This is a genomic window from Paenibacillus hexagrammi (assembly GCF_021513275.1).
GTDB classification, from domain to species: Bacteria; Bacillota; Bacilli; order Paenibacillales; family NBRC-103111; genus Paenibacillus_E; species Paenibacillus_E hexagrammi.
Genome location: NZ_CP090978.1, coordinates 1,859,871 through 1,872,237 on the forward strand (window position 1 = coordinate 1,859,871; position 12,367 = coordinate 1,872,237).

At 53.0% G+C, this 12,367-nt stretch carries 5 protein-coding genes; all 5 read left to right on the plus strand.

Features of this window, described 5'->3' with window-relative positions:
• Positions 1 to 26: 26 nt before the first annotated feature.
• The 5 genes from addA to L0M14_RS07985 all read left to right on the plus strand — a co-directional run bounded on the left by addA (position 27) and on the right by L0M14_RS07985 (position 12,355).
• Positions 27 to 4,211 (plus strand): helicase-exonuclease AddAB subunit AddA, encoded by a 4,185-nt coding sequence (addA, locus tag L0M14_RS07965; protein ID WP_235121638.1) that lies wholly within the window; start codon positions 27 to 29, stop codon positions 4,209 to 4,211.
• Positions 4,212 to 4,228: 17 nt separating this feature from the next.
• Positions 4,229 to 5,410, plus strand: coding sequence for a metallophosphoesterase family protein (locus L0M14_RS07970; RefSeq protein ID WP_235121639.1), 1,182 nt, complete (start codon positions 4,229 to 4,231; stop codon positions 5,408 to 5,410).
• An 80-nt stretch (positions 5,411 to 5,490) separates the two neighbouring features.
• A complete protein-coding gene (locus L0M14_RS07975; protein WP_235121640.1) occupies positions 5,491 to 8,970 on the plus strand; it encodes an SbcC/MukB-like Walker B domain-containing protein in 3,480 nt (1,159 codons plus the stop codon).
• 129 nt (positions 8,971 to 9,099) lie between these two features.
• On the plus strand, positions 9,100 to 10,200 hold the full coding sequence (locus L0M14_RS07980; RefSeq protein ID WP_235121641.1) for a S1 family peptidase: 1,101 nt from the start codon (positions 9,100 to 9,102) through the stop codon (positions 10,198 to 10,200).
• Between the two features lie 199 nt (positions 10,201 to 10,399).
• Positions 10,400 to 12,355 (plus strand): stalk domain-containing protein, encoded by a 1,956-nt coding sequence (locus tag L0M14_RS07985; RefSeq protein WP_235121642.1) that lies wholly within the window; start codon positions 10,400 to 10,402, stop codon positions 12,353 to 12,355.
• The last annotated feature ends 12 nt before the right edge of the window (positions 12,356 to 12,367 follow it).

Genomic DNA, 12,367 nt, shown 5'->3' on the forward strand with positions numbered 1-12,367 from the left:
CAATTGCAGGAAGGAGAGGCATACCGATGTCAAAACAGTATCCCAAGCCGCAAGGCAGCACATGGACGGACGATCAATGGGACGCGATTACGCTAAGCGGCCAAAACATGCTTGTTGCTGCTGCAGCAGGCTCCGGCAAAACAGCGGTGCTGGTCGAACGGATTATCCGTCGGATTTCCGATGAATGGAACCCCGTGGATGTAGACCGCTTGCTGGTGGCTACCTTTACGAAAGCTGCTGCTTCCGAGATGAAACACCGCATTCGTGAAGCGCTGGAGAAGGAGCTGACCAAGCAGCCGCACTCCCAGCACCTGCGTAAGCAGCTTGCCCTGATGGGGCGTGCTTCGATTACCACGCTGCACTCATTTTGTTTGGAAGTCATTCAACGTTATTTCAGCTTAATTAAGCTGGATCCGGGTTTCCGTATTGCGAATGAGACTGAAGGGGAGCTTTTGCGGTACGATTTGCTTCAGGAAATGCTCGAGCAGTACTACTCGGAGAGCGTAGAGGACAGTGCATTTTGGCGCTTGATGGATTCCTTCAGCGGGGAGCGCAGCGATGACGCCATCATGCAGCTGATCTTGAAGCTTTACGATGTGTCAAGAAGCCATCCGTGGCCGTCATATTGGCTGAGATCGATGGCATCTATGTTCGGGCCGCAGCCTATCGTTTCTGCCGAGCCGAATATGGATGAAGCGGCTGCCGCCATGCAAGAGGCGATGCCATTAGTTGCAGCTGGCGCAGCGCCTGCTGATTATTCCTTATGGGTACAAAGCCTTGTTCAGGATGTGAAGCTGGAGCTGGAAGGCGCAGCTGATCTTCTAAGGCAGGCGCAGGACGTCATAGATATGCCAGGTGGCCCTGCGCCTTATCAGGATAATTTGAGGGATGATCTACTGCTCGTGGATAGTCTTCGGGAAGCGGCGTCTACTTCTTGGCCGTCGATGTACGAGGCATTTCAAGCTGCTTCCTTCGGCAAGCTGAAGGCCTGCAAGGGCGATGATTATGACAAGGAGCTGCAGGAAGAGGTCAAAGAGCTGCGCAACCGCGCGAAGGATATCATCGGCAAAATCCGTGAAGATCTGTTCGGCAGGACGCCGGAGCAGTTCGGTCAGGAGCTGGCGGAGCTGGCCCCTGTGCTTCATACACTTGTAGATCTCGTCCTGGATTTTGGCGCAAGATATCAGGCGGCGAAAGCCGACAAGGGTTTAATTGATTTTGCCGATTTGGAGCATTATTGCTTGCAAATCTTATGCCAAAGCGGGTCCATGCCCGGAGAGCTGTATCCTTCTGAGGCTGCGCTTGCTTATCGAAAGCAGTTTGCTGAAGTGCTGCTGGATGAATATCAGGATACGAATCGTGTGCAAGAGGCGATTGTGGAGCTTATCTCCAACTCCAAACCAGGTAATCGGTTTATGGTTGGCGATGTGAAGCAGAGTATTTATCGCTTTCGTTTGGCGGAGCCAGGACTCTTTTTGGAGAAATATAAAGCATTCAGATCAAGTAAAGAATCGGCCGTTCTCGAATCACAGAAGCAGCAAGCAGCAGGCCTCCGGATTGATTTGGCGAGGAACTTCCGCAGCCGGAGTGAGGTGGTGCATGCCGTTAACTATGTGTTCAAGCAGGTTATGAACGAAACGGTCGGGGAAATTGAATACGATGAGCAAGCGGAGCTCGTATACGGAGCAGGGTATCCTCCGCCGGCCGCAGATTGCGCTGTGGAAATGCTCATCATTGACAAAATGACTGAGGCGGAAGAATCATCTGAACCCGAGGAAAATGATACGGAACCATCCAGCAGTTCAGAAACATCAGCGGGTTCGTCGCCATCAGAAGCTCTCGATCCCGTTCAGGATGCGCAGGAGCTGGAGACGGTGCAGCTGGAAGCGCGCGCGATGGCGAGTCAGATTCGCGAACTGGTGGGAGAAGGAAGCGACCGGCAGGCCTTCCAGGTGTTTGATAAACGCACGGGAGGAACACGTCCGGCCACGTACCGGGATATTGTGATATTACTTCGAGCTACCTCGGCATGGGCGCCGGTTATTATTGAAGAGCTGAAGGGAATGGGCATTCCTGCTTATGCCGATTTGAGCACGGGATATTTCTCGGCGACAGAGGTTGAGGTCATGATTTCTTTGCTCAAGGTCATCGACAATCCTTATCAGGACGTGCCGCTTGCGGCCGTACTGCGTTCGCCAATTGTACAACTGACGGCCGATGAATTGGCGCAGGTGCGGGTAAGTGGAAAGCAGGTGCCTTTTTATGAGGCAGTGCTTCAATTTGTAAAAAATGAGGCTGAGTCGGTAAAGGAAGTCCAGGATGCGACTAAGGATTCAGTTGAAACTCTCGAAGAACGTGCCAGTGAAGGATTTTGGGCACAGAGTATGCTGGAAATCGCATCAGGCAAAGAAGCAACCCAAGAAGGGACTCAGCCTTTTAATGAGCAGCCAAAGGGAGCAGGACCGCTTACGCTTAAAGAAAAGCTGGAACACTTTCTCCATCTGCTCGAAGCATGGCGCAGTGAAGCCAGACAGGGCTCCTTGGCAGATCTGATCTGGAGTATTTACAGACAGACCGGCTACTACGACTTTGCTGGAGGTCTGCCCGGAGGCTTGCAGCGGCAGGCCAACCTGCGCGCTCTCTATGATCGTGCGAGACAATATGAAAGCACCTCGCTTCGCGGGCTCTTCCGTTTTCTCAGATTTATTGAAAGAATGAAGGACAGCGGAGGAGATCTAGGCACGGCTCGCGCGCTTGGCGAGCAGGAGGACGTGGTGAGGATCATGTCCATTCATAAAAGTAAGGGGCTGGAATTCCCGGTTGTATTCGTAGCTGGCATGGCCAAAATGTTCAATCAACGAGATTTGAATGACAGCTTTTTGCTTCACAAGGAGCTTGGATTTGGTCCGAGATTTGTGGATGCTAGACTTAGAATCAGCTACCCGACGCTTCCTTCGCTTGCCATTAAACGCAGAATGAAGCTGGAGCTCCTAGCGGAAGAAATGCGCGTGCTCTATGTAGCGCTCACTAGAGCAAGAGAGAAGCTATACCTCTTGGGCACAGTAAAATCGCTGGATAAGCTGCTTCGTGCATGGGGCAGAAATCTGTCAAGGACGCAGCGTTATTTGCCTGACTATGAGCTTGCCAAAGCCAAGTGCTACTTGGATTGGGTAGGTCCGGCCCTGCTGCGCCATCCGCATGCGAAGGAATGGAGGGAGAGACTTGGCATCGGTGAAGCTGCATCAGGTGTCCACCTCCTATCAGATGCATCCAGTTGGCGCTTCCGAATCGTGAAGCCAGAGAGTCTGATTACCGGCAGCCAGCTTCAAGAAGGCCTTCATACGCTAGATCGTGAAATGCTGGGAGCTGTTCAAGCTTTAAAACCTGTTGACAGCGCCGGACAGTGGTCGAATTGGCTGGATCATCGTCTGTCATGGACGTATACCTACGCTAAAGCTCCTAAGCTGTTTTCCAAAACAACGGTTTCCGAAATGAAACGTCTATCTGAGCTGAATCGGTTAACGGAAGAGATGGAACTGCCTGTCGCCCAGCTGAATCGGTTAACGGAAGAAATGGAGCCGCCTGTCGTCCAACTGAATCATACGGAGCAACCTGTCATCTCGGCTGCACGTTCGGTTTTACCTGGAACCTCAGTGCTAAGAAGACCGCGGTTTATGGAGAAAAAGAAGCTGACAGCCGCCGAAAGAGGTACGGTCGTACATGCCGTCATGCAAAATTTACCGCTCACAGAGCCGATGACTGCAAGTATCGTGCAGGATAAGCTTGCCTATATGTTAGAGAAACAGCTATTGACGGAAGAGCAGTGCGCTGTAGTGGATATCCCGACGATTTTGAATTTCTTTGAAACGCCGATCGGCAGGCGTATGCTGCAGGCCGGCCGCGTCCAACGGGAGGTGCCTTTCAGCTACGGGCTCTCTGCGATGGAAGTTTATCACGCTGCGGACCGCTCCACGGAAGGCGAGACGGTGTTGATTCAAGGGGTTATTGACTGTTTATTTGAGGATCAAAATGGACTAGTGCTGGTGGATTATAAAACGGATGCAGTGAAAGGCCGCAGCGTAGAAGAGCTGAGAAGCCGCTATGAGGTGCAGGTAACTCTTTACGCCAGAGCGGTTGAGCACATTTGGAAGCGTCCCGTAACAGGAAAATATTTATATTTCTTTGACGGCTCTTTACTCATTGATATGTAGCGAATGGAGTTGACACGATGCGCATTTTGCATACGGCAGATTGGCATTTTGGCAGGACCCTGGAGGGCAGGAGCCGGCTCACGGAGCAAATCGCTTTTATGGACGAGCTCGTTGACATCGTAAACGATCAACAAATTGATCTTGTTCTGATTGCAGGTGATGTGTATGACTCCGTGAATCCTCCGGCGGCTGCGGAGCAGCTCTTCTACGAAGGGCTCTCGAGACTTGCCGACGGTGGAAAGCGTCAGGTAGCAGTCATTTCCGGAAATCATGATCATCCTGACCGGCTGGCTGCTTCGGCACCGCTGGCGGCGCAGCAGGGCATCAGGTTGGTTGGTCTGCCTGTTACTGATATCCAGTCGATTGGGATTGCCAGAACCGGCGAACTGGCTAAAATCATTATGCTGCCCTATCCATCGGAATCAAGACTGAAGGAATTACTTTCGGATGCGGCTGAAGAGGAGGCTCTACGCAGCAAGTATTCGGAGCGTGTAGCCGCACTTATAAGCAGACAGGCGGAGCATTTTGAAGCGGGAACTGTGAATCTGATAATGAGCCATCTCTATGTACTGGGAGGTATGGAAACCGAATCCGAACGACCGATTCAGGTGGGAGGCGCCTACACGGTGGATACATCCGCGTTGTGCGCGGGCGCGCAGTATACGGCTCTTGGACATTTGCACAGGCCTCAGAATGTCAAGGCTGCTTCCCCGATTCGCTACTGCGGCTCACCGCTTGCCTACAGCTTCTCGGAAGCGGGACAGGCCAAATCCGTAACCGTGCTTGATCTGGTGCCGGGACAAGAAGCGGTACCGCAAGAGCTGTTCTTGAGATCGGGTAAACCGCTAGTGAACTGGAAGGCCAAAGAAGGCGTCAGTCAGGTTCATCAGTGGCTGGAGGAAGGGAGAGATTCGTCTGCATGGATCGATCTTGAAGTCCATATGACCGAAGCTATGTCCATGGAGCAGATTCAGTCTTTACGCAAATCGTACGATGGCTTTATTCACATTCGTCCGGTCTATCCGGAGATGGAGCAAGTACGGGAGGCCGCTCCGCGTTCCGCTATGTCTATGGAGGAGCAATTCAGCCGCTTCTATGCAAGACAAACCGGAGGGGCACAGCCTGAGCCCGAGCTTGTGCGCTTGTTTCTCGAATTGCTGCAGGAAAATGAGGCTGCCGACCAGGATGCGGCGGGATAAAGAGAGGGTTCACCAATCTGTACAGCCGAGCTGCTTAGGAGGGGTGTGAGGGATGAAGGTTAGGAAGGAGTTACACGATCATGCGTCCGGTACAATTGCAATTATCAGGTCTTCAAAGCTATAGGGAGCTGCAAACCATTGATTTCAGCCGCCTTGTCGATGCTGGCGTATTCGGGATTTTCGGACCGACGGGCAGCGGTAAATCCTCCATTCTAGACGCGATTACACTTGCGCTTTACGGCAAAGTGGAGCGGGCCAGCGGGGGCACGCAGGCGATTATGAATCACGCGGAGCAGACACTGTCTGTTTCATTTACGTTTGAGCTTACAAATGCAGCCGGCACGGAGCGTTACCGGGTAGACCGGCAGTTTAAGCGCAGTTCGGAGCTGTCGATTCAAGGTACGATTAGCAGGCTGCTGCATATTCGGGATGCAGAAACCGTGGTGCTTGCCGACAAAGCAGGTGAGGTCAATCTGCAGGTTCAACGAATTTTGGGTCTTTCCATGCAGGATTTTACTCGCGCGGTGGTGCTTCCTCAAGGAAAGTTCGCAGAGTTCCTTACCTTGACGGGAAAAGACCGCAGGCAAATGCTTCAGCGTTTGTTCCATTTGGAGCAGTACGGTGATCAGCTAAGCGCCAAAGTTAGTTCCAGACTCAAAGAGACGGATGTATCAGTGAAGCAGGTCTTGGCTGAGCAGCAAGGATTGGGTGATGCTTCCGAGGAGGCCTTGGTTGAGGCCAATACCCGTCTGTTTGAGGCGGAGCGGGAGACAGAGCGAACGAAGCTGGAGCTGCAAAAGCAGGAAGCTGCCTATGATGAGAGGCGCCAGTTGTTTCAGTGGCAGCAGGAAAGGGAGCTTTTGCTGCAGCAATCGGCTCAATTGACGGAAATTGAGGCTGACATTGCGCGAAAAGAACTGCTGCTTACAAAAGCGGAGCAGGCAGAGCGCGTTCGTCCTTTTCTGAAGCAAGCCGATTCCTTGAGTAGGGAATCCGAAGAAGCACAAACGGCTGTAAAGCATTCACAAGGTGCTTTAGAAGCTGCAGATCAAGCCTTCCAACTGGCTTATGAAGCGAATGAGCAGGCTCTTCAAAAGCTCGCCGATCAGGAAGGACCGCTTCTGCTGCGTCTGGATCAGCTTCAACAAGCACTTTTGCTTGAGCAGGAGCTTCAGCAATTACATAAACAGATCGCTGACGAAGAAGCAGCTCGCAAGAAGGCTTTAGAGCAGCTGGAACACGCACAGGCCGAGCTGCAAAAAAATACAGAAACCAAGCAGCGGGCTTTGCTTAAGCAAGGCGAGCTGAAGGATCAATTGCAACAGCTGAATTACAGCTCGGGCGAAAGGCAGCTGCTTCAGGGGGCTGTTTTGGATAAAAAATCTGTCCTGGACCTCGAAACGCAGCTTTTGGATTGCGAAAGAGACAAGCTGCAAAAAGCCGCTCAATCCGGAACTGCGGAGAAAAAGAAAACGGAACTTTTGGAAAAGAACGAGCTGCTGACCAATCGCCTTGCTCAGCTGGGGGAACAAGCTGTTCGACTATCGGCGGAAGCCTACCAGCTGGGAAGCCGCATGGATTTACTTCAAAAACAGCTGGCTGCAGCATCCGATTCCTACAGAACCGAATGGAAAAAAGAGGAGCGGGATGCGCTTGCAGCACAGCTTGCGGACCAGCTTCTGGATGGAGAGGCATGTCCGGTATGCGGGGCAACCGAACATCCTTCGCCCCATAGCTCACATAGCAGTAGGCCAGCAGCTCAGTCTCAGTCCTCCGAGCTCATATATCAGGAGGTTCAGGAGCTGCTGCAGCAGGCGAATCAATGTAAGTATACACTCACACAGCAGTTACAACGTTTGACTTCGATTGATAACGGTATGAGGGAGTTATCCGAGAGCCTGCAAGTCAATTCTAAATTATCGACAGCAGGAGGAATGCGTTCGAAGGGATACATGGAAGCAGCTCCTGCTTTGGAAACCACCCATTCAGAGACTGATACCGGTGAGCTTGTTCACTTGTCTGCGGAGAAGGCTAAGCTGGTCTGGAATCAAATTCAAGACGCTTCACAGGCGATCGACTTACAGCTTAAGGAGTTGGACCAGCTCTGGCTGAACTGGCAAAAAGAGCAAAGGCAGCTGGAGCAGCTTCAGGTGCAGGCTGAAGTGCAGCACGAGACGGCTGCCGCGATGCTGCTGGAAGCGGAGAATAAGCATGCTTCAATCCTGCAAAATGTTCAGCAGCAGAAGGAAGCGTGGCTAGCTCGCTATGAAGCGCTGGCATGGGAGACCGTTGAGCAGCAGCTTGCGCAGCTGCTGGAGAAGGAGAGGCTCGCGGACGAGCTCCGCGGCCGCATTGAGAAGAGCATCCCGTTCCTGGACGGGCTGCTGGTGAAAGCCGAAGAACTCCAGCGCAGCGTCTCGGAGTTCGACCGCACTGCCTTGCAGCTGCAGGAGCGGCTGCAAGGGCTGGGGCAGCTGGCCGCGGACAAGTCGCGGCAGCTGGCGCAGCGCGCGCCCGGCGGCGCCGCAGCCCAGCAGATCGCGGAGGCGACCTCCGCGCTCGAGGGGCTGCGCTCGCGCGCGCAGCAGACCAAGCAAGCGCACGCAGCTGCGCTTGCGGCGCAGCAGCAGGCGGCGCAGCGCGCTAGCGCCGCCGTAGAAGCCGCAGCTGCGCTGGCGCGGCAGCTGGCCCAAGCCGAGCGCTTGCTGCAAGCAGCGCTCGAGGAGAGCGGCTTCGCTACGCGAGAAGCCGCCGCAGAAGCTGCGCTGGCGCCGGAGCTGCGCCGCGAATGGGCTGCGCTTGCGACTGCGCACCGCGAGCGCGAGCAGTCGCTGCGCGCGCAGCTGGCGCAGCTCGCAGCGAAGCTGCAGGGCCGCGAGCTGAGCGCGGCCGAGTGGGAGGCGGCGCAGGCGGAGCTCGCTGCCGCCAAAGCCGGCGCCGAAGCGGCGCTGACGGCGCACGCCAAGGCGGCTCAGGCCGCCGCCGAGCTGGACGCGCGCCACGCGCGCTGGCGCGAGCTTGAGGAGCGCCGCGCTGAGCTTGCGGCGCAGCTGGAGCGGCTCGGCAAGCTGCAAGCCGTCCTCAAGGCGAACGCCTTCGTCGAGTATTTGGCCGAAGAACAGCTCATGCAGGTCAGCCGCGCCGCTTCCGAGCGGCTGGGAGGGCTAACCCGCCGCCGCTACGCGATCGAGGTGGATTCCGGAGGGGGATTCGTCATCCGTGACGATGCCAACGGCGGTGTGAAACGTCCGGTCAGCACCTTATCAGGCGGCGAAACCTTCTTAACCTCCCTTGCGCTGGCGCTTGCTTTATCTGCGCAAATCCAGCTCAAGGGAGAGTATCCACTTGAATTCTTCTTCCTGGATGAAGGCTTCGGAACCCTCGATCAGGAGCTCCTGGAAATGGTGATCGGCGCTCTAGAGAAGCTGCATATGGATCGTCTGGCTGTTGGGGTCATCAGCCACGTGCCGGAGCTGCGGGCAAGGCTGCCAAGGAAGCTGGTCGTTCATCCGGCAGAGCCATCAGGAAGAGGGAGCCGAATCGAGATGGAGGAACTCTAGCAAATGACTCGATATCAGGCGAATTTACTAGGATGAACGCATATTTAAAACGTACTTAGGTAGAAGTACGGTTGGTGTCAAATAGGTCGCCATATTCTGTACCATTCTTACTGGAAGAGGAGAATGCAGATGGCGACCTTTCATGAGGCTCTCAAGCACAAGAACAGGATTTCTATGGCTTTGCTTAAACGCTCTGATGTGCTGGCAGTAGGTGTCGGATATGCCGACCCGAACAAGCCGAATCTTGGAGCGGGAATTGTGGTCTATACGAAAAAGAAAATTGTTCCGACAGGCATGAACTATGTCAATCAAGTCATGGCCAAAGCAGGAGCAAATGTACCTGTTCGAATCGTCTCATCCGGTGCGTTCAAGTCGCATGCGGAATCGGCCAAACCGAAAGTTGTGAAACGCACCTCTTATCGAAGTCGAGTCCGTCCTGTCCCCGGCGGCGTAAGCATAGGGAAGGCAATTCCCGCAGCGACGGGTACCGTTGGACTGATTGTGATTAAAAACAATCAGCTTTACATGCTCAGCAATAACCATGTACTCATTCGTGACAACAGCACGGCTTACTCAGAAACGTTACAGCCTGGTCCGGCTGACGGCGGGCAGTCTGGCGTTGATCGGGTAGGAAGGGCCTTCCAATTCGTTCCTCTCCGTCCGGGGCAAGTGAACTACCAGGATTCAGCCATCTCCATTCCTACCTCCAACAGTCTGTTAAATCCGAGGTATCAGATTAGCTCATCGGGTCAATTGATTACAGTTCCCGGCCATTTGCTGAGCTATCCGGTTGGCCTTCAGGTCATGAAGTCCGGCCGTACCTCCGGATTCGTTAGAGGTACGGTAGAATCCAACAATGTAGATGTAAGGGTCAGTTACGGCGGATCGCTCGGGACTCTACTGTTCCGTAACCAATCCGTCATTCGGGGAAATAACGGCCCTGTATCGCTTCCGGGAGATTCAGGATCGGTTTGGCTTCGCGCCAGTGACAGATACGCCGCTGCGCTGAACTTTGCAGGAACGGCAGATGGTCTTCGTTCGATCAGCAACCCTCTCGGAGTTGTGATGTCCACCTATGGATTACGTGTTGCTATTCCTGCGGCGAACAGAACGTTCAAGGCGGGCCTTATAAAAGGCGCTGCGCCAAGAGGGAACCATGCTTATGTGCAGCCATTATCCAAAGAGCAGCGTAAACGCAATCGTGCTGTATTAGTACGCTCATCCAAATAAATCGTATTCGTGAGTAAACAAGCAGCGGGCTGTTGGGTTCTTCATTCTTCTTTCGGGGGACAACACCTCCGCTGCTTGTTCAACTTAACGGCTAACAACTTGCCGTTCAATAATACAAATCGTATCCGCGAAACCATTTTTTTTGTTATATAATGGGATATAGAAACCTTCCATGGAATGGAAGGGGAAGGAGGGTATAGTGATAGGATTCCATTATCGAAGAATTCGCCTTGGAGCGATTACATTGGTCAGCCTCGCGCTGACGTTAACTCTGCTCAGCCCTCCGAAAGCCGCTTATGCGGATGAGGTTTGGGATCGCTGGCAAAAGGCGGAGTCCTTCGTCAAGGAAGGCAATCTTGCAGCAGCAGCTCCACTATGGAAGTATTTATCCGACTATTATGCGGGTACAGGTGATTGGGAGAATGCGGCTTTATTTTGCGGCAAACTAGATGCTTACTATGATTCGATCGGAGATTATGAACAAGCGATTGTTTATTACGAAATGGAGAATTCTTATTGGGTCAATGCCGGTAAGGATTGGGGCGCTGTCAAACTTCAGAGGGCCGACCAGATCCGAACGACGATCGAGCTTTATGCTCAGACCGGAGATACATATCGATTGAAAGCAGCGGCTACTCCTAAAAGCGGTACATTGGCCAAATTTGAGCCGGCATTTGGAGCATACATCGGACTTTACTCAGAGCAGGATCCTGAGGTAGGGAACCACTTTATTCAAGCAGCAGAAGTGTATGGTAAGAAGCATGCAATCTTCTTGGCATACTCTCACTGGGGACAGGACTTCCCTGAAGGTTATGCGAATAGAGCGAAGGAAGCGGGCTCCGCCCTTCAGATTGCGTGGGAACCGGATGACGGACTGGATCCAGTCGAAGACGGAGCGTACCTGCGTGAGTGGGCCCGAGCGGCGAAAGTCTCGGGAATTCCTATTTTTCTGCGATTTGCCGGAGAGATGAACGGCGCTTGGGTAAAATGGCATGGGAACCCGGCTCAATATAGGGAGAAATTCCGTATGCTGCATGATGTATTTGCTAAAGAAGCTCCCAATATAGCCATGGTGTGGAGTCCCGGCGATGTGCCGGCCGATGACATTGATCCTTATTATCCTGGCGATGACTATGTGGATTGGGTGGGCGTGAGTTTGTACATCGAGCCCTATGAGAACGGAGATCCTTCTCTGCCTCCAATGATCGCTACAAGCCACATTGAACGTTTGAAACGTTTATATGCAACTTATTCCGATCGCAAGCCGCTCATGCTGAGCGAGACGGGCGTTCCACACTACTCACATTCGGCGGATGAAGATTTCACGGAGTGGGCGAAGCTCAACCTTCAGCGCTTATATGAAATCATGCCCTATGAGTATCCGCGGCTAAAAGCGATTACTTATTTTGATGTCGATCAACAAATGAACAATGCAAAGAATGATTATTCTTTAAGTGACTCAGCTGAGATTAAGAGCTTTTACAGTCAGATGATCTCCAATCCCTATCTGCTTTCAGAGGTCTCCCAGGGCAGCAGTCCTGTCGATGAAACGGGGTATACGAAGCTCTCGACGGATACGTTTCTTTTTTCGAAGAAGACGAAACTTATTCCCTTTGTGAAAATTCCTGATACCTATGTAGGGAAAGTGGAATACGTTCTTAATGGCACCTTATTAGCATCGCAAACAAGCTTGCCCTTTGGTATAGATCTTAAGGCAGGAGATGTTCCGGAAGGCTCGGTGCTGGAGGTAAACGTTTATAACAAGTCGGGTCAATTCATTAAGAGCCGTTCTTATCGCATATCCTCCCAAGTATCTGTCCAAATAGACGGGAAGGAACAGCGCTTCGAACAGGCACCGGTAATCGTGAATGGTTCGACAATGGCGCCTCTCAGAGCCATTTTTGAATCACTTGGAGCAACTGTGGACTATGATGCGGCAACGCGAACGGTACATGCGAGTAAAGGACAAACAACCGTAGAGTTGGTGTTGGATGAATCTTCTGCCTTGGTCAACGGGCGTGTAGTGCGATTGGACGAGCCGGCGCGGCTGGTCAATGGATTCACTGTAGCGCCGGCAAGATTCGTTGGCGAGACTTTTGGCGGACAAGTAACTTGGGATCGTGAGAGCAGAACTGTAACGATGAATACGAAATAACCATATTGCGCT